We start from the raw sequence: 18,482 nt of genomic DNA on the forward strand, positions 1-18,482 counted from the left end.
CGCTGCGTGAGCAGCGCCCCTCTGCGTCAGAGCGTTATGTCACCGACTACGGCGTAACGCCTTGGCCACCTCCCTTGCCGACATTGATGGTGCCAGAGACCAGGTACACATGGTCGTTCGTCAGAGTGGTGCTGGCGGTGATGTCGGCGTTGAGCAGGCAGATCGGGAAAGTCACGCCGAAAAGGCTCGCCATCTGGCCGGCGTCGCTGGTGCCGGTGGGGCAGTTGGCCGAGGCGGCGGGTACGATGGTGCCGCCCTCGATCTCGGCTCGCAAGGGGTGGAAATCCGTGCCAGTCAAGCTGCCGCTCCCCTCACTGAGGGTCCAGCCCTGCCACCAGGGATTCGGATCGTTCGGATCCACCGCCCCGATGTAATCCGTGTTGGTAAAGAACGCATCGTCCCAGGTGGCATCGGGAAAGTCAGAGTTGGCGCGCACATCGGTGAACGTCACGGACGTGGCGCTGGCCAACTGCGCCGCAGCATTCTGGGCCGCAATGTCGGCGTCCAACTGGGGGTCGATCTGCGTTACGCTGCCGGCCAAAATCGCCGTCTCACCGGCGTCCCCGGCATCGCCCTCCTGGGCCGCCGAGCCAGCCGCGCAATTGAAGATCGAGTCGTCATAGGACAAGCGCCCGGCAGTGACATCATCGGAGCGGTCGTCGATGTCTAGGCAAGCCAGTTCAAAGCCACCCGTGATGATGGCCTTGTGGAAGAAGGCGCCAAAGCCCTCGTGGTGGTAGGCGCCCGTGGTGGTCGTGGTGGGCTTGCCCACATCGCCGATCAGCGTAATGTTGGCAATCGTCGGCAGACTGCGCGGCAAAGCGTCGAAGTTGCCGCCGTTGTTATCCGACTCGATGCCCCGGTCGCCCCGGGTGTCCGACTGCTTGACGATAGCGAACTGGATCCCGCCCTGATACCCCAGGTCCATGTCCAGGCCGTCGTCATCCGGCGCCGTGATCACCACGTACTTGGCGTTCACCGTACCGCCGAACCACTCGATTCCGTCGTCCCCGCTCTGATGCACCTGCACGTGGTCGATCACGGTCCCGCTGCCCACGCCCTCCAGAGTTAACCCTTGGATCTCCTGGTCAAGACGAAACTCCTGCCCTGACTCGGTCACCACGAGGTAGTGGATTTCCCCGCTGTCATCGGAGGGATCATTTCCGCCAAAGTAGCGGTTCACGCTGTCGGGCGCGGCCTCGCTCAGGACCTCGGCGCCTTCGTTGACCACGCCAAAACCGTCGATGATCAAGCCGCCCCACTCGTTGTAACCTGAAAAATTGTTCGCGGCCGTACTGATATTGCCACCGTCTGCGGAGCTCATGACGACCGGCATGGCGGCGGTGCCGTTGACGAACACGTCCGAGCCACGGGTGATCACGATGCCCGCGGTGCTGGCGGTGGTGTCGCCAAAGATCTGCACCCCTGGTTCAATGGTGAGTGTCGTGTTGCAGGGGACGGCACAACCGCCTGCGGCCGGGGGATTATCGTCACCATCATCACTGCTGCACGCAGTGATCCCGATTACTAAACTGGCTATGAACAAGAACTTCGTGGTACCTTCCATTCGCATGGTTGCCTCCATTTGCATATTGGGTGAAGGTTAAGGGAGTCAGTCCCTATTAGGTCGCGCCATCTTAGGACGTCGATGTTACAGAAAGTGATGGCTCTACGTTACGTTTGCGTTAAATGAACATTCTGATTACAGGTCCCAGCCTATCGAGAAGGCAATTTCAAAACCTTTCCGATAGGAGCGCAGGATCTGATCGTCTTGAAGAAACTTGACCTCTGGGTTCAACAGATTCTTGGCCGAGAGCTTGTACTTGAAGGATCTGGTAAGTCGTTGGCTGAAAACCACGTCGAGCTCCGGCGCGGGTTGCTCCATCACATCCGGCTGGCCTTGAATGCCGACCTCGGAGATGCGTTCGCCAACCACGTTGAAAAGGATCGTGGCATCGGTGGATACGCCGTCGAAACCCAGGGCGAGGTTGAAGACATACGGCGCTTGTCCCTGCAAGGGGCGCGTCTTGTTGGTGTTCGTGAACAACGTATCCGCCAATGTCACCTCGGAGTCGATCCACGCCGCGTTTCCTGCCACGAAAAAGGCCTCCCACGATCGACCAAGAGATCCCAACCCCATGCGGTAGCCGAGCTCGATGCCCATGTTGATGGCCTCATCCGCGTTCTGAAAGCTGCGCGGTGCGTTGAACCCTGGAATCTTGACGGTCTCGATGGGGTTCGTGAAATCTTTCCAGAACGTGCCAAAGGTGAGGCTCTCGGTTCCGGAGGGATACCATTCCCAGCGTAGGTCAAGACCGCTGATGGTCGTTTCCTCAAGGTTCGGCTGGCCCACGTACGTGTCCCCGGTCTCGGGATCGTTGTATGACGCGGGCGACAGTTCCTTGAGGTCCGGCCGCGAAACGGTTGCGCCATAGCCCAGCCGCAACTGCATCGTCGGAGTCAGAAACCATGTGGCGGTGGCGGCCGGGAGCACATCCGAGGTCTCAAGCACGCTCTTGACTTCATTCTGGCTGCTGCCCGCTGCCTGAAAGGTTCGCACGTTCAGGCTGGCTTGCTCGGATCTCACGCCTCCGGTCACCCGCACGGTGTTGTACACGCGTGTGTCCGCCATCAGGTAGACCGCGTCGACATCTTCGGTTCCCTCGTAGTCGTCGTTGGCGCCGGTGAGGTCGTCGAGCACAAAGCCGTCGGACCGGATATTTTCAGCGTTGAAGATATCCTCGGGATTGGGTTCGGTGGCGATGTCGAGGGGTATCGAGCCCTGTTCCCACAGGAATTGGAACGTCTGGATCTCAGACTTCCGGTCCGCGGAAGAGCGCGCCGCCCCGGCTTTCAGCAGCGCGAAGAGCCGGTCCTCGGTTCCCAATGGAAGCGACAGGTCGAGAGCCAGGTTTAGGATGTCGTCGTTCAATTCGTCATACCGCCGGGCCAGGGAGCTCTCTTCAAACACGAATTGCCCGCTCTGCTCGATGTAACGATAGAAGCGCCGGTCAGGCGAATAACGCTTACCCTGGGAGAACATGGCCCGCCAGTCCACGAGCAGGTCGTGGAACATCGGAAACGCGTGGCTCCCTACTAGTTGTTGCGTGAGCAGTTGGCGCTCAACCCATTCCAGAGTGGACTCCCTGACTGTGTCATCGTTCTCGCCGCGCAACCCGGTTTGCAGGCGCGCCATGTCCGTGGTCTTACGAATGAGAAACGTGTTGGACGTCAGGCTGTGGTGTTCTCCGAGTTGTGCGGCGAGCGTCAGCGTCCCGCTTAGCGTGACCTCCATCAAGCTGCGTGTGACGTTGTATTGGTCGACGGGGACCAGCGTGGTGCCTGAGAGCCCGTAGGTATTCTCGGGTCCTATTCGCTGCTCCCATTCGCGGTTCCATGCGAGGGATCCCAGGAATCCCAGTCTGCTGCGACCTAGGTAGAATCGGTTGCCGCCGGCCACGCTGAGTCCCGCGTCAGGCATCACCGTGTATTCGTCGACCCGATAGATGTTCGGAAACGCTTCGCCCAAGGCCTCGAGTTCCTCGTCCGTGAAGCCGTTGGGATTGGAAATGGATATCGGAGCCAGCTCCCGGTTGCCGCTGACCGCCGCTTCCACGGAGGAAGGCAAGGCGCGCGTGCCGTCGTCGATGCCCAACCAGTCCAATCCGCCCCCGCGGTAGGTCAGGCCGTCCTTGAACGTGGCTTCGCTGTTGTACCCGGTGCTCAGGGAGACATTCAGGAACCGTTCATCCGGCACGCCGCGCGTCTCGAGCTGCATCAGACCGCCGCCAAAGCTGCCGGGAAGGTCCGGCGAATACGTTTTTTGTACCTCCACGGACTTCAGGCTGTCGGTGGGAAAGAGATCCAAGGGCACCACCCGGCGGTTGGGGTCCGGGCTCGGCAGCTCGGAGCCGTTCCAGAGGGTTTTGGTGTAGCGCTCCGGCAGGCCGCGCACGTGGACGAACTTTCCGCCCTCCACGGTCAAGCCCGTGACGCGCTGCAACGCGTCGGCTGCGTCGCTGTCTCCGGCGGCCTCCATTTGATCGGCTCCCAGGACCTCGGTGACCGAGAAGCTCTCGCGTTGTTGCTCCGCCACTGCGGCCACGCTGCCTTCGATGTAGGGCGCGGTCACCACGAACTCCTGCAGCTCCACTCCGGACGGCGTGAGCTCGACGTCAAAGGTCGCGGCCTGGTCGGCCGCTACGTGGACGTCGTTCAACGTCTGGGTGCTGAACTGGGGATGAATCACCGACAGCGCGTAGACGCCGACCGGCAGGCCGAGCGTGAAGCCGCCGTCCGCGTTGGTTTGGGTCTGGCGATCCGTTCCGCTGGCGAACACGCGCGCGCCGGACACGGGCGCGCCGGTTTCTGTCGACACCACGCGTCCCGACACCGTGCCGGTCTGCAACACCGCCTGCACTTCGGCCTGCCCGGCTGTCGCCTCACCGGAACTCTCCAGATCAACCAGCGGAGGACGGCCGTCGTTGAAGAGGGTGACGATCACCTGGACGCTTGCCCCCGCGCCGACAGTGACGGCGAGCGGGGCGAGCGTTTGGTCGCCGTCACGCAACAGCAGGTCGTGTTGACCTGGAGGGAGCGCGAGCTCCACGCGACCGACGCGATCGGTCGTGCCGATGACCTCGCCTTCCAGGCTCACCGTGACGTTGCTCACCGGGGCGCCGTCACGGAGCAGCACCAGCGAGAACTCAGCGTGCTTCTGGGCGAGGGCGATGACGGGAAGCCACGTAAACAACCCGAACGCGAGCCAGCCCTTGGCCAGCGTTGTGATCGACAAGGGAGCGGGCCCGCGGTGCCTCAATCGCACTTCCACGTGGCATGGCGGCACTCATCCATGGCCTTGCGTATTTCAGAGGCTTTGCGGAACAACTCGGGGCGAGACAACTTCGCAAGGTGCGTTTCGGCCTGCGCGTACCGACTGGTCCTGTAATAGGAGTAGGCGAGGGCGTAACGAATGTCCTCGTCGTCCAGGAGTCCGACCCGGTGCAGCGCATCGGTCATGGCCGTCACTTGGTCGAACCGTTCGAGCTCGATCAGCAGGGCGAGCCGCTGTTTGAACTTTTTTTTCTGGTCCTGCACCCCGACGTTGAGGGTGAGCGCATAGTAGGGACGACCCGCCCGGCGGTACAGCTCAGCCGCCTCAGCCGTGAGGTCCGGGTGTTGGTCCGCGGCATGTTCCAGCACCCCGGCTGCCGCGTAGGTCCAGCCCATGTCCAGGTAGGCGTGCGCCAGTTCCAGGACCACGTCGCGGTTGGCGCCGCGCTGGAGCCGCGCCCGCTCCAAGAACCGGGCCGCATCTCGCGGCTGACCACTGCGCCGCAACGCGTTGCCGATGGCCAGCGCATCTTCCGGGTTCGCGGAACCGGTCTGACTCAGGTAGGCGCGTCCGAGCTCGGCAGCCTCCTGGTACACTCCCAGCTCGATCAGCAGAAAGATCTGGCGCCGCGGAAACGCCCCGCTGTCCGGAAAGCGGCGAGCGCCGGACTCGAGCGCGCGCCACGACGCGGCCTTATCGCCCAGCTCCCAGTAGGCCTGGGACGTCATGAGGTGGATCTCGGGCAGGGCTTGTCCGGTCTCGCCCGCTGCCTGGATCTCCTTCAGGACCGCGCGGAAGTCACGAAGACCGTAGTGGGCTTGAGCCAGATACACGTGGACGATCGGATCGCTCTGGCCTTCTGTGATCGCGCGCTCGAACGCAACCCTGGCCCCGGCCAGATCCTTGGTATAAAGGCCCACCAATCCACGCAGCGTGTACAGGCGGGCGAGGTCGACGTCTTCTTGGGTCTCGTCGACTTGCGCCAAAACCGATCCCGCCCGGTCGTAGTGCCCGTCCCTGATGAGGAGGGCACCGAGCGCAACGAGATCGACCTCCTCAGCGGGTTTCTTCTCGGCTGAGACGGCAACCGAGCCGGACCACGTGCCGACTAGGACTGCGGCGGTCACGACGAGAGTGACGATGAAGGTTCGCGGGTACGAGATCACGCGTCAATGCCCAGGCCGAGGGGATCTGCTCAGAACATGCGAAAGGCCACCCCCTCCCTAGCCCTCCCCCCTTGAGGGGGAGGGGAGGGTGGGGGGTGCATTTTCATGCTGCGGGGTGAGCACCGACTCACGGAACTAACTCAGGTCAAAACCGATCTTTTGTTTGGCCCACACCCTGACCGGCTGGCCTTTGTACACGGCGGGTTCGAATTGCCACTGGCGCACGCTGTCCACCGCCACCTGGTCAAAGATCTGGGGAGGGCTCGATTCCAGGACCTTGACCTTTTCCACGTCGCCGGAAGGCGTGATCAACACATTGAGCACCACGTAGCCTTCGATGCCCTTGGTCCTGGCCTGCATCGGATAGTCGAGCGCCGCGCGCCTGGTGGGCCGCGGCTTCACGTCCACGGCCTCGTCGGTCATCACCAAGTCGTCGCCGCTGCCGAGAAGGCGATCGCTGGGCCGCACCATGTCGGCCAAGTCAAGCGAGGGAAGTCCCACGTCCACGCCGGCGAGCTGGGAGTCGAGGCCGTCGAGGGCGGCCGGCGGCCGCCACGTCGACGGTTCATTACGCCGCGGTTTGGCCTCCACCTCCTTCTTTTTGGGAGGCTCCACGAGCTTCTGAACCTCGAAGTGGCTGGGTCGCGCGTCGGACTGCGCCGGAGGTCCTCCGCCCAGTTCGTTCATCAGGATGAGCGACCCGAAGACCAGCGATGATCCGAACGCCATTGACGCCAACGCAGCTCCGTATCGAATACCCTCGTTCATGTTCGCCTCCCGCGAGATCAGCCCACTTCTTCCTTCGTCGCCACGCCCACGTCCTTGGCGCCGGCCAGCCGGCACTGATCCACGACTTCGACCAGCTTGTTGGCAGGCACCGATTCATCGACCACCACGAGCACAGAGTTCGTGGTGCTGATCTTGAGCAGGTCGCGGAGGCGGCTCTGAATCAACCACGTCCTCACTGGTTTGCCGTCCAGAAAGGTGTCCCCGCTCCCGTCGATATACACGCGGATGGCCTTGCTCGACGCGGGCGTGGCGCTGGTGGCGGTGGGACGTTGAATGTCCAGATCCATGTCCTTGATGAACGTGGTGCTGACCATGAAGAAGATCAGCAGGATGAACACCATGTCGACCAAGGGCGTGATGTCGATCCCTTGGCCCTGCGCATCCTTCGGTTCGCGGAATCTCACGCCGCGACCTCAGGCGTCTGCGGCCGTTGCGCCATGGTGCACAGGATGTTTTTGATCTGTGCGAGCTCCATTTGGATCGTCCGTTGTTTCTTGTCCAAGTACCCCTTGATGATCAGCCCGGGTATCGCCACGGCCAGGCCGAGCTGGGTGGTGAACAAGGCTTGCGCAATGCCGCCTGCAATGCCGCCGGACTGCGAGAACAGCGACATGTCCTCCAGGGATTTGAAGGTCTCGATCATGCCGCTGACCGTTCCGAGCAGCCCCAGCAAAGGCGCGGCCACCACGATGATCCGGATCAAGAGGGAGAACCGCTTCAAGTCGCGGTCATACTCGCCGAACACGTCGTCCAGGGCTCTGCGCAGGGACGGCGTCCCCCTCCGGTAGACCCCGATGCCGCGCCCCACCGCAGCTTCGACGATGCCTGTGCGGGTCTCAGCGGGGTGTTTGAGTTGCCGATCGATCAGGGTTCGCACCGGCTGCACGCCGCCCCGCCTCAACGCCAGAGCCCGATAGCCGATCGCAAACCACAGCAGCAATGTGGCGGCGACCAACGGCGGCATGACGTAGCCGCCCACCTCCACGTAGTGGGCGAATAGATCGAGCCCTTGCTGAAACAACCCCTGGGGCATCACGCCGCGGCTTTGGTCTGGTGGTAGAGGTTCGTGACGCGCAACGCCGCCTTCTCCATGTCGTCCTTGATGCGTTCGCTCCAGCCCGAGAGCAGGTGGCCCAGCACCAGTGCGGGGATGGCGACGGCCAATCCCAACTCGGTGGTGACCAGGGCGACCGAGATGCCGCCGGACAACAGCTTGGGGTCGCCGGTGCCGAACACCGTGATGATGTCAAAGGTCTGAATCATGCCGGTCACCGTGCCCAGCAGGCCCAGCAACGGAGCGACGGCGGCCAGCACGAGGATAAAGGCGCCGAATCGGTTGAGGTGTCCGCTCTCGTTGAGAATACTTTCGGACACAATGTCTTCGAGATGCTCGCGGTCGCGGTCCAAGTTGCGGATCGTGGCGGCGAGGACGCGGCCCGTGGAGCCCTTGCTGCGATGGCATTCCTCCAGGGCTTTGTTCAGATCGCCTTGTTTGACAAGCTCCCCCACGCTGTTGAGGACGTCACCCGTGCTCGTGCTGGCTGATTTCAGGAATGCCGCGCGCAGCAGGATCAGGAGCAACGCCAACCCACCGAGGGCCACGATCAGCCACCCGATCAACCCGCCGCTGTCAACGTGTTGCAGCAGCGTTTGGTTCTGGTCCTCGGTGACTTGCTTGTCCAGCGACTCATAGAGAAAGACTTTGAGCGGATCGGGCTGCTCGTTGCGGGCCAAGGCCTGCGCCACGTCCGCAGCAGGGAGCGTCCACAACTTCATCTGGCCCCCGCCGGCCGGAGCCAGCGCGCCGCTGCCGGCCTCGCTCACCCCGTAGGCCGCGATATTGCCCACCCGGATCACCGTGCCGCTGGTTTTGGTGCCGTCCCGCAGGTAAAAGGCGCCTGGCGTCTGCCTGAGACCGGACAGACCGGAGACCACGTTGCTTGTCACCGCAAAGAGCTTTCCAATCTTGGCTTCGTCATCCAGGGCTTTGAAATCATCCGTGTCGATCAGGGCGTGGCCGTGTTTCGTCAGCGTGGTGCCGGCCTGATCAAAGACCGCCTCGAGCGTCTCGCGGCTGCCGGCGTTGGTGTCGGCCGCGCGTTCGGCCTCCTCGAGCTGTTCCTGCAGCCGGTCGCCCTGGGCGTTCAGCGCCAACAACTCGCCCTCGAGGCGTTCGATCTGATTTCCGACGTCAGAAGCCTCCTCGCGGGCCGTGGTGTCCATTTGTTCGATTCGCTGTTTGAGCTCGCGCCGTTGCGCTCCCAGGAACGCGAATTCCTTTTTGTAGGCTCGCTCCAGCCCGCCCTCTGCTCCCGCCGGCGGTTCGGGGCGCGGCGCAGCCGCTGTTGCCGGGCTCGGCGACACGGGCGCGGTCTGCTGGGCCGCGGCGGATGCCCCATGGGTCAGGCTTCCGGCCGCGAGGCTGATCGTGACCAGGGAAAGGGCGCCAAGGCGCGTGATCATCGTCTGTCTCATGGCTTTTCGCTCACCAGGATGTTGCGGGTGAACGGGGCCGGCAGTTCGAAATACCCGGTGCGGATCTGGCGGTTGAGCGAGTCGAAAAGCGTGGCGACCCGGTCCTGATCCGCGGCCCGTGGCAGGACTTCGTATTGCCAGCGACCCCCGCTGTTGACCACGCGACCGTAGTCGCCGCCGCTGGTTCGGAAATACATCATCACCATGCCCAACCTGGCCACGTCCGCCAAGCGCTCCTCTCCGTTGAGCTGGATCGCCTGGCGGTCCAAACCGTTCTCACTCGCGAGCCTGATCTCGTCCTCGTACAGGCCCCAGAGGCGGCTGACGGCCTTGTGCGGCGTCAACACGTCGGTCTGAACCTGACGGCGGAGCGCGTCCACTTCCGACAGACGCTCCGACGTCTTGAACGGCAGAGAGCGCCGGATCAATGCCTCGAGATCGTCGAGCGCGCGATACACCACCGGCTTGAGCTCCTGTTGATCGATGCCGGCCTTGCGCGCGATTTCGCGCTGTTTAGTGAGACTTGCTTTGAGCTTTTCGATTCGGAGTTGTTCGCGCTGCGTTTCGGCTTGCAGTTCCGCGCGCTGGGCCTGCAACGCGCGCATGTCCGTCCGGTGATTGGCCTTCTTCCGGTCCAACTCCGCGTTCAACTCCTCGACCTCGCCGCGCAACTTGACCAACTCCTCGGCAAGCCGTTCCACGGAATCAGCCTGCACTGACGGGGCGACGGCCAGCGATGCGAGCCATACCCATCCGATGGAAAGAACGAATCGGCGCTGAGCGCCAGCGATTCTCATGGTGATGGCTCCTCCGGCGAATCGATGATTCGGGTTAGACGTTGCGCAGCGCGAAGACATCAATGAAACCGGACGCAGTGTACGCCCGGCAGATTAACTCCGCGTGAACGCCGCGTAACGGACCAGTTAAATAAACGTCGCGAGGTCTCCCGATCGGGCTCGGCGAAACGGTGGGAGGAATTTACCCGAAGAAAACGCGTGCTTGACACCGTTGTAACGCCGATCAACTACCATGCGGGCGTACCGCGATTTCGAGTGGTGCAGGACGGCGAACGGGATCGGAGGCGTTATGCACTGTAGTCGGTGTCAGGGGTTGATGGTTTTTGATCGATTTCTGGACGTCCATGGAGATACCGGCCATCTCTGGTTTCGGGGATGGCGCTGTGTGGTGTGCGGAGACATCGTAGACCCCGTCATCCTCGTCAATCGGCGACGGCCCCCGCCTCGCGTGAGGGCGACGAGGTTGCACCGGCTTGTCGCGTTGATCGGGTAGCCCTCTAAAGGACCCGAAATTTACTTTGCGTTAATGTGGCGGTAATACCAACGAAACGTGTCGATGTTACCTTGCCCCCGTCGACACGGTGATGAAGCGAAAGGAGGCGATATGAGTTGTCCGAAGCTGGACCTGCACGATCCCTTGGTCCCGCTGTGTCTGCTCCGTCGAGGGACGTACGTGCCGAGCGAAGATCAGGTCGCGCAGCTCTGCACCACGGGCCGGTTCAGCCGGTGCCCCCTGTACCTCGACGAGATCAGAGCCTACCTCGACCTGTGTCGGCAAGAGGCCGAGCGCGCAGTCGGATGAGGTCGGATCAGGTGGGACGCTTAATCTCAAGGAGGATGCATGAAGAGAGGGGTGGGGGCTGCATTGGTGGGACTGCTGACGCTGTCGTACGCCGCGACAGCAGCAGCGGAAGGACGTGTGCCGTTGGAGGAACTCCTGTTCGACAAAGGCATTTTGACGAAGGATGAGGCGGCATCGGTACAGAAGAAAAAGTTTTCGTCGTTGATCGACCGGATCACGTTCAACAACGATATTCGGCTTCGGTACGAGACGTTTTATATGACCACTGCCGACGATCGTTACCGCATGCGGTTCCGGTTGCGCCTTGGAGCCGACGTGAAGCTGGACACCATTACCGTCGGCATCCGCTTGGCGAGCGGGACCGGCGAGCAGGTGTCCACCAATCAGACTTTCGACAACCTGTCGAGCCAAAAGGCGATCTGGATCGACCGTGCGTACATTCGGTGGCAGGGGGACAGCACGCGGTGGCTAAGCCTCACCGGAGGCCGCATGCCCAATCCCTTCTTTACGGTGTATTCCAGCGATGTGGTGTGGGACGACGACTTCAACCCCGAGGGCGTGGCCGAAAACCTCAAATTCAAACTGGGGGGGGCGGAACTCTTCGTGAATCTCGCGCAGATCGTGTTGGATGAGGACAGCAGCGGCAAGCCGGACACGGATCAGTGGCTCTTCGGGCAACAGGTGGGCGCCACTGCGAGCCCGGTGCACGACGTGAAGACGACTCTGGCGGTCGCCTACTACAACGCCGTCAACGTCCAGTACCCAAACGGTACGCTGAGCCAAAGCGTGGTTCAAAGCGGAAACAGCCGTTGCGACCTGGGACCTCCTGTGACGCCGACGGGCTGTGTCGCGAATCAGTTGATCAACGACTATAACGTGGTGGACATCACGGCAATGGTCGGTTTCAAGGTTCTGTCGTTGCCGGTCTCGGTGATGGCCGACTATGTCACGAACACCGCGGATACGGTGGATTCGACCGGCGCCGACACAGAGGACAGCGGTTACCAAGCCGGTTTGATCCTGGGCAAAGCCAGCGCTCCCCAAACCTGGGAGGTGGCGTACTTCTATAAGCAGTTGGGGACCGATGCCACGCTGGCTGATATCTCTGACTCGGACTTTGGCACGGGCGGGACCGATCGCAAGGGGAGCATCGTCTGGGCCGCGTACAACCCGAACAAAGCGCTCCAGGTCAAGGTGAAGTACTTCAAGACCAAGATCGAGGACGATCAGGCTGCGCCGAACGACATCAATCGGTTGCAGGCGGATCTGTCGGTCAAGTTCTAAGGTATCGACAGACAATCATGTTGAAGAGGAGACGCGGGATGGAAACACGACGGTATTGGGGACTGGGGTTTGTGGCCGCGCTGGTGGGGACGCTTTCCTTAGCATCGCCGCCATCGATCGACGCTGCAACCCTCATCAAAGTCGACGGGTCGAGCACCGTGTACCCGATCACCGAAGCGGTGGCCGAGGAGTTTCAGAAGAAGAACCCGAAGGTGAGGGTCACGGTCGGCATCTCTGGTACCGGCGGCGGGTTCAAGAAGTTCTGTGGGGGGGAGACCGATATTTCGGATGCGTCGCGCCCGATCAAGGTGTCGGAAGTCGAGTTGTGTCTCGATAACAAGATCGCCTACATCGAGCTACCGGTGGCCTACGATGGACTCGCGGTGTTGGTCAACCCGAAGAACGATTGGGTAACCAGCATGACTCCCAAAGAACTCAAAAAGCTGTGGGAGCCGGCAGCTCAAGGCAAGATCAAGCGCTGGAGCCAGATTCGAGCCGGGTGGCCGGACAAGGAGATCCACCTCTTCGGGCCCGGGGTAGACTCTGGAACGTACGATTACTTCACGGAAGCCATCGTGGGCAAAGAGCATTCGAGCCGTGGCGACTTTACCGCGAGCGAAGACGACAATGTGTTGGTTCAGGGCATTGCCAACGACCCCTTGGCCCTCGGATTTTTCGGGGTGGCCTACTACGAGCACAACAAGGACCGCCTTAAGCTCGTGGCCATCGACGACGAAAATCCCAAGAACGGCGACGGTCCGATCCTCCCTGAATTCGAGAACGTGAAGAACGCGACGTACCAGCCGTTGTCGCGGCCGATCTTCATCTACGTCAACAAGAAGGCGCTGGATCGGGCCGAGATCAATGCATTCGTGAAGTTCTACCTGACAGAGGGGCGGCCGTTGGTCAAAGAAGTGGGGTACATTCCGTTGCCGGACGACGTTTACGATCTGGCGCTGAAGCGGACCGAGTCGCGGGTGGTCGGATCCGTGTTCGGCGGGAAGGGGTCGCAGGTCGGCGTGACGCTGCAATCGTTGTTGTCGGCTGAGAAGTAACCTGCGGCTGATTGATCTGGAGCTGCGACGATCTCCAGGGATCGTCGCAGCTCGTTTGCTCTGGGCCATCGGAATCCGATGGCCCATGAGTCAACTCGTAACTTCAAATTAACCTTCCAGTAACACACCGTTAACATTGGCGTGCGAAAAATAGCGACCTAATATCGGGCTCGAATACTGACGTGGCTGCACCTATCCGTCACAAGTACAGCGAACAAGTGATTCACGGGGTGTTGTTCTTGTGCGGGGCGCTCTCGATCTTAACCACGCTGGGGATCGTGGCGGTCTTGCTGGTGGAGACCTTCGCGTTTTTCCGCGAGGTCTCGGTCATCGACTTCTTGACGGACACCCAATGGACTCCGCTCTTTGCCGACAAACACTTCGGCATCCTGCCGCTCATCTCAGGGACCGTGCTCACTGCGGGGATCGCGATCGTGGTCGCGTTGCCGATTGGATTGGTGAGCGCGCTGTATCTGAGCGAATACGCGAGCGGGCGCCTGCGGAGCGTGATCAAGCCCGTATTGGAAATCCTGGCGGGAATTCCCACCGTGGTCTACGGCTACTTTGCCCTGCTTTTTATTACGCCGCTGTTGCAGCAGGTAATTCCCACGCTCTCGGGCTTCAACGCGCTCGCCCCGGGTATCGTCATCGGCGTGATGATCATTCCGATGGTCTCGTCCTTGTCCGAAGACGCGATGTTCGCCGTGCCGCAGAGCCTGCGGGAAGGGGCGTACGCGTTGGGCTCGTCCAAGCTCCAGGTGGCGCTGAAAGTCGTGGTGCCGGCTGCGTTGTCCGGGATTGCCGCGTCAATCCTCCTGGGCATCTCCCGCGCCATCGGGGAGACCATGATCCTCGCCATCGCGGCGGGTCAGCAACCGCGCCTGACGCTGAATCCCTTGGTGCCGATCGAAACCATGACCGCGTACATCGTGCAGGTGAGCCTGGGCGACACGCCCACCGGCACGCTCGAATACCGGACGATCTTTGCGGTCGGGATGATGCTGTTTCTCAGCACGTTGATGCTCAACATGATCAGCATGTGGCTTCGCCAGCGCTATCAGGAGCGTGAGGCATGAGGCTCGAGGCCGGGGCCCTCTCGCGGATGTTGCTGCGGCGTCAGGTCGCGGAGGTCGGGTTCCGCGCGGTGGCCGTCGCCGCCTTGCTGGTCGCGTTGGGGAGTCTGGTCGCCCTGCTCCTGGACGCATTCGTTGACGGCGCAGGACGCCTGTCCTGGCAGTTTCTCACCAGTTTTCCCTCGCGCCACCCGGAACAGGCCGGAATTCTTGCGGCGTTGGTGGGTTCGGTGGCGCTCATCCTGCTTACCGCGGTGTTTGCGCTGCCTATCGGCGTGGGCGCGGCGGTCTACTTGGAAGAGTACGAGGGCAGGACGTGGTGGGCGCGCGTGATCGAGGTCAACATCGCCAACCTGGCCGGGGTGCCGTCGATTGTGTACGGGCTGCTCGGCCTGGAACTCTTTGTCCGCGCGCTCCACCTCGAACGCAGCCTGCTGGCCGGCGCGCTGACCATGGCCTTGCTGGTATTACCCATCATCATCATTGCCTCGCGTGAAGCCTTGCGAACCGTGCCGAACTCGATCCGCGAGGCCTCGTGCGCCTTGGGGGCCACCCAGTGGCAGACGATTTGGCACCAGGTGCTGCCCATGGCGTTCCCCGGCATCCTGACCGGCTCGATTCTCGCCTTCTCGCGCGCCATCGGCGAGGCCGCGCCCTTGATCACCATCGGCGCGCTCACGTACGTGGCGTTTCTGCCCGACGGCTTGTTGTCGCCGTTCACCGCGCTGCCGATCCAGATCTTCAACTGGGTATCGCGGCCCCAGCCCGGGTTTCACGTCAACGCCGCGGCCGCCATCATCGTGCTGTTGGTGGTGCTGCTCCTCCTGAACGCCGCGGCGGTGTACCTGCGGCATCGGTACCAACGCCGGGTGCAACTGTAGATGATGGAGCCGACCGCGGCCTTCGAGGTCGAACGACTGGACGCCTGGTACGGGGCGAACCAAGCCCTCCGTCAGGTCTCGCTGACCATCGCCGAGCAGAAGATCACGGCCATTATCGGCCCGTCAGGGTGCGGCAAAAGCACGTTTATCAGGTGCTTGAACCGCATCAACGACCTGGTACCTGGGTTTCGCGTCAGCGGAACGCTCCGGTTCAAAGGCCAAGACATCTATACGCCGGGCGCTGATCCGATCGGCATCCGCCTGCGGATCGGGATGGTGTTTCAAAAACCCAACCCGTTTCCGAAATCGATCTACGAGAACATCGCGTATGGGCCGCGGCTGTGCGGGATCACGGACCGAAACCGGTTGGACGCCCTGGTTGAAGAAAGTCTCAAGAAGGCCGCGTTGTGGGATGAAGTCAAGGACAAGCTCCGGCACATGGCGTGGGCCCTGTCGGGCGGCCAACAGCAGCGCCTGTGCATCGCCCGTGCGCTCGCGGTCGAACCCGAGGTGCTGCTGCTCGACGAACCGACCTCGGCCTTGGATCCGATCGCGACCGCAAAAATCGAGGAGCTCTTGGTTGATTTGAAGAAAAGTTATACCATGGTGATCGTGACGCACAATATGCAGCAGGCCGCGCGTATTTCGGACGCGACCGCGTTTTTCATGCTGGGGCAGCTCGTGGAGTTTGGCGCGACCTCGGGAATGTTCACCAATCCCAAAGAAAAGATGACCGAAGACTACGTCACGGGACGGTTCGGCTGACATGCGGCAATTCGACGAAGAACTCAATGCGCTGAAAGAGCGCATCCTGCGAATGGGCTCGTTGGTGGAGAGCCAGGTGGCCAATGCGATCAAGGCCCTGGTGGAGCGCAACACGGATTTGGCCCGCAACGTGATCGCCACCGACCATCAAGTCAACGCCTACGACGTGGAGATCGACGAGGAGTGCATCCGCCTGCTGGCGTTGCGCCAACCCACGGCCAGCGATCTGCGGTTCATCACCACGGCCATGAAGATTTCCACGGACCTCGAGCGCATGAGCGACCTGGCCGAAGACATCTGCGAGCGCGCGCTCGAATTGGCCGAGGAGCCGCAACTCAAGCCCTACATCGACATTCCGCGCATGGCCGAACACGCGCGCATGATGGTCAAGGAAGCGCTCGACGCCTTCGTGAACCGCAACGCGGACCTCGCGCGCAAAGTCTGTCGGGAAGACGACTTCGTTGACGAACTGACCGGCCAAATCTTCCGTGAACTTCTGTCCTATATGATGGAAGACCCGCAAACGATTCGACGAGCGATCCGCATCACGTTCGTCGCGAAGTACATCGAACGCATCGCCGACCACGCCACCAACGTGGCGGAAATGGTCGTCTACCTGGTCGAAGGCAAGATCATCAGGCACACCGAGGTGTGAACTCCCCTCGTGTCGGTGGCTGACCCACGCCATTTCTGGGGCTTTGACTTTGTGCCAGAGATCGGCTCGTCCCAGTCTCTGAGTCATGGTTCGTCCCTCTGCGGTCGTGCCTTGTGGCTAGATCGCCTCCGCGATCGCCGTGTACAGCCCGCGATCCTTCCAGTATTGGGTATGCGCGACGAACGGGACGCGGTAGTCGCGTTCGATGTTCTGGGTCACGGGATAGTGAAAGAGATACCCGCTCACGGGGTCGCGTGGGGTCCAGAAATTGAGCCAGCGCATCTGGGCCAACTCGGGCGTTGGGCCGTTGATTAGCGGGTAGAGTGAATCCGTGATCGCCTTGCGGACGGTCTCGTTTTCGGGAATCCGTTCGCGGAAGAAGTAGTAGATCTTTTCCAAGGGCGACCCGCACGTGACGAAGAGATGGACTTTCTGGATCGGCACGTTGCGGGTCGTGCCGTCGGCTCGAACCACCTGGTTCTGCACCAGGATGCGATTGAGCGCGTCGTACGCGATCACGCTGCCCAAGGAATGGGCCACCACCACGACGCGGTCGTATGGGGGGATCGGCGATGACGGCGGCGGGCCTCCGGTTTCGCCGTGCTGCAGGATGCTGGTGAGCATGTCCACCGCGCCATCGAGGATCTTCTTGCGCACCTCGTAGTACGACGAGAGCGCGTTGGACGACACGTACATGGCCACGTCTCCCACGTACTCCACCATCACCCATCGAACCCATCGGTACACCGCGAATGCCACGGCGACCACCGTGGCAGGGACCAAAAGATCCCAGAACGTCTCGCCGTACCACGACGAGAGCTCGTGAAACGAGAGGGCGAGGAACAGAAAACTCGCGCTCAGAAACAGCCGCCACTGCCACCGCGTCAATGGAGGGAGCGTTCGGAGCTTCTGCTTCTGGGGCGAGGCGAACGAAACCAGCAGCATCCACGTCCAGATCGCCAACGCGAGGACATGGACAAAGCCCAGCCCGATTTGGATCATGGCTACGACCGACGCGGTCGTGCTGACGCGGTTGAGATCCTGCACAACATCCGCGGCGCGCTGGGCCATCCAGTGACCCGCCCAAAGATACGCCGCGCCCACGGCAACCAGCGCGACCAACGTGACGAAGAAAAAAACCAGACGCACGCTCTCTGATCGCAGACGCTTTTGCTCGCGCCGCGCCGCAGCAGCCAGGCGAAGGTTCTCGGTGACGTACAGGTACGGAACCAGGGCTGAGCGGATCAGCCACCAGTAGACCGCGCGGAGCGTGATCTTCCCCTCGGTGTGTGGCGCCCAGTAGTACTCATAGACGTCCACCACGCCGCCGTCGCGTTTGGTCAGGCGAGCCGCGCTTTGTTGCCAGCCCTGTTGATCAATGAATTGCGGAGTCGGTTGGGCGCTCGCCAATGCTTCGGCCAAGCGCTGGGAGACGATGCCGAGGGTTTCGAAGGGCTGTTGCCGGCCCATGCCATGGACGACCCAGACCGCTGTTCGCCTCATCGCCCCTCCGTTACCGGCGTCTTCAATACCCCGTTTGGCTAGACATGTCAATGCGTTGGAAGCGATGGGTGTTTCCCTCCCGGTTGGGTTTTACGGAGAATTAACCCAGCCATAACCTTGCCGCAATCTGGGTTTGATAGCGTGGCAGCGTTTTTGACGGTTCCGTCGATATTTTCTATGTGCCTTCTTCGGATGTCCGCCTTGAACGTGCTCCGCCCGTGGTCCCGGGGCGATCACCCGCGTCGAACGCGCGGTCGCCACACTGCGGTGTAGCCGAGCCGCGCGTGACAGGCCGTATGGACACCCCCGAGATGTTTGTCGTAGAGTATGGGCGCGTAGGTATTCCAACCCCTGACCTTTCTATGTCCGGCCTTCACGACTGGTTCTTGTTAAACAGACCGTG

General features: G+C 61.8%; 16 protein-coding genes. 7 read left to right on the plus strand and 9 right to left on the minus strand.

From position 1 onward, the window contains the following. Nucleotides 1-46: 46 nt before the first annotated feature. The 8 genes from AB1451_12775 to AB1451_12810 form a co-directional block, all read right to left on the minus strand. Nucleotides 47-1,423 carry a hypothetical protein gene (locus tag AB1451_12775; protein ID MEW6683776.1) on the minus strand — a complete coding sequence of 459 codons (1,377 nt, stop codon included), beginning with the start codon at nt 1,421-1,423 and terminating at the stop codon, nt 47-49. A 279-nt stretch (nt 1,424-1,702) separates the two neighbouring features. Next, on the minus strand, nt 1,703-4,795 hold the full coding sequence (locus tag AB1451_12780) for a TonB-dependent receptor (GenBank protein MEW6683777.1): 3,093 nt from the start codon (nt 4,793-4,795) through the stop codon (nt 1,703-1,705). 20 nt (nt 4,796-4,815) lie between these two features. Beyond that, nucleotides 4,816-6,000: a hypothetical protein gene (locus AB1451_12785; protein ID MEW6683778.1), complete on the minus strand. Its 1,185-nt coding sequence runs from the start codon at nt 5,998-6,000 to the stop codon at nt 4,816-4,818. Between the two features lie 135 nt (nt 6,001-6,135). Further along, on the minus strand, nt 6,136-6,768 hold the full coding sequence (locus tag AB1451_12790; protein ID MEW6683779.1) for a TonB family protein: 633 nt from the start codon (nt 6,766-6,768) through the stop codon (nt 6,136-6,138). A 17-nt stretch (nt 6,769-6,785) separates the two neighbouring features. Further along, nucleotides 6,786-7,193 (minus strand): biopolymer transporter ExbD, encoded by a 408-nt coding sequence (locus AB1451_12795; GenBank protein MEW6683780.1) that lies wholly within the window; start codon nt 7,191-7,193, stop codon nt 6,786-6,788. Continuing rightward, nucleotides 7,190-7,822 (minus strand): MotA/TolQ/ExbB proton channel family protein, encoded by a 633-nt coding sequence (locus AB1451_12800; GenBank protein ID MEW6683781.1) that lies wholly within the window; start codon nt 7,820-7,822, stop codon nt 7,190-7,192. Before AB1451_12800 ends, AB1451_12795 begins: the two co-directional genes overlap by 4 nt. Continuing rightward, complete coding sequence (locus AB1451_12805) at nt 7,822-9,252, minus strand: MotA/TolQ/ExbB proton channel family protein (GenBank protein MEW6683782.1); 1,431 nt, start codon at nt 9,250-9,252, stop codon at nt 7,822-7,824. The genes AB1451_12800 and AB1451_12805 overlap by 1 nt, the downstream gene beginning before the upstream one ends. Before the next feature lie 8 nt (nt 9,253-9,260). Next, on the minus strand, nt 9,261-10,061 hold the full coding sequence (locus tag AB1451_12810; protein ID MEW6683783.1) for a DUF3450 family protein: 801 nt from the start codon (nt 10,059-10,061) through the stop codon (nt 9,261-9,263). A gap of 604 nt (nt 10,062-10,665) precedes the next feature. Between AB1451_12810 and AB1451_12815 the strand changes: the two genes are divergently transcribed. The 7 genes from AB1451_12815 to phoU all read left to right on the plus strand — a co-directional run bounded on the left by AB1451_12815 (nt 10,666) and on the right by phoU (nt 16,576). Then, nucleotides 10,666-10,863 (plus strand): hypothetical protein, encoded by a 198-nt coding sequence (locus AB1451_12815; GenBank protein ID MEW6683784.1) that lies wholly within the window; start codon nt 10,666-10,668, stop codon nt 10,861-10,863. Nucleotides 10,864-10,902: 39 nt separating this feature from the next. After that, nucleotides 10,903-12,147, plus strand: a complete 1,245-nt coding sequence (locus tag AB1451_12820) for a putative porin (GenBank protein MEW6683785.1) — start codon at nt 10,903-10,905, stop codon at nt 12,145-12,147. 38 nt (nt 12,148-12,185) lie between these two features. Next, nucleotides 12,186-13,202: a PstS family phosphate ABC transporter substrate-binding protein gene (locus AB1451_12825; GenBank protein ID MEW6683786.1), complete on the plus strand. Its 1,017-nt coding sequence runs from the start codon at nt 12,186-12,188 to the stop codon at nt 13,200-13,202. 182 nt (nt 13,203-13,384) lie between these two features. Beyond that, complete coding sequence (gene pstC, locus AB1451_12830) at nt 13,385-14,278, plus strand: phosphate ABC transporter permease subunit PstC (GenBank protein MEW6683787.1); 894 nt, start codon at nt 13,385-13,387, stop codon at nt 14,276-14,278. Continuing rightward, complete coding sequence (gene pstA / locus AB1451_12835) at nt 14,275-15,156, plus strand: phosphate ABC transporter permease PstA (protein ID MEW6683788.1); 882 nt, start codon at nt 14,275-14,277, stop codon at nt 15,154-15,156. Before pstC ends, pstA begins: the two co-directional genes overlap by 4 nt. Further along, complete coding sequence (gene pstB, locus AB1451_12840; GenBank protein MEW6683789.1) at nt 15,157-15,921, plus strand: phosphate ABC transporter ATP-binding protein PstB; 765 nt, start codon at nt 15,157-15,159, stop codon at nt 15,919-15,921. It begins immediately after the preceding gene. A 1-nt stretch (nt 15,922) separates the two neighbouring features. Next, nucleotides 15,923-16,576: a phosphate signaling complex protein PhoU gene (phoU, locus tag AB1451_12845; protein MEW6683790.1), complete on the plus strand. Its 654-nt coding sequence runs from the start codon at nt 15,923-15,925 to the stop codon at nt 16,574-16,576. A gap of 117 nt (nt 16,577-16,693) precedes the next feature. On the opposite strand, the gene AB1451_12850 is transcribed toward phoU, so the two are convergent. Beyond that, nucleotides 16,694-18,079, minus strand: a complete 1,386-nt coding sequence (locus AB1451_12850; GenBank protein MEW6683791.1) for a hypothetical protein — start codon at nt 18,077-18,079, stop codon at nt 16,694-16,696. Nucleotides 18,080-18,482 lie beyond the last annotated feature (403 nt).

The sequence above is a fragment of the Nitrospirota bacterium genome (assembly GCA_040757335.1).
Taxonomy (GTDB): Bacteria; Nitrospirota; Nitrospiria; order 2-01-FULL-66-17; family 2-01-FULL-66-17; genus JBFLXB01.

Coding starts and splice junctions, on each gene's coding strand:
- AB1451_12790 (MEW6683779.1), bottom strand. CDS start 6,768: ATGAACGAGGGTATTCGATACGGAGCTGCGTTGGCGTCAATGGCGTTC.
- pstA (MEW6683788.1), top strand. CDS start 14,275: ATGAGGCTCGAGGCCGGGGCCCTCTCGCGGATGTTGCTGCGGCGTCAG.
- AB1451_12805 (MEW6683782.1), bottom strand. CDS start 9,252: ATGATCACGCGCCTTGGCGCCCTTTCCCTGGTCACGATCAGCCTCGCG.
- pstB (MEW6683789.1), top strand. CDS start 15,157: ATGATGGAGCCGACCGCGGCCTTCGAGGTCGAACGACTGGACGCCTGG.
- AB1451_12810 (MEW6683783.1), bottom strand. CDS start 10,061: ATGAGAATCGCTGGCGCTCAGCGCCGATTCGTTCTTTCCATCGGATGG.
- phoU (MEW6683790.1), top strand. CDS start 15,923: ATGCGGCAATTCGACGAAGAACTCAATGCGCTGAAAGAGCGCATCCTG.
- AB1451_12820 (MEW6683785.1), top strand. CDS start 10,903: ATGAAGAGAGGGGTGGGGGCTGCATTGGTGGGACTGCTGACGCTGTCG.
- AB1451_12815 (MEW6683784.1), top strand. CDS start 10,666: ATGAGTTGTCCGAAGCTGGACCTGCACGATCCCTTGGTCCCGCTGTGT.
- AB1451_12825 (MEW6683786.1), top strand. CDS start 12,186: ATGGAAACACGACGGTATTGGGGACTGGGGTTTGTGGCCGCGCTGGTG.
- AB1451_12800 (MEW6683781.1), bottom strand. CDS start 7,822: ATGCCCCAGGGGTTGTTTCAGCAAGGGCTCGATCTATTCGCCCACTAC.
- AB1451_12850 (MEW6683791.1), bottom strand. CDS start 18,079: ATGAGGCGAACAGCGGTCTGGGTCGTCCATGGCATGGGCCGGCAACAG.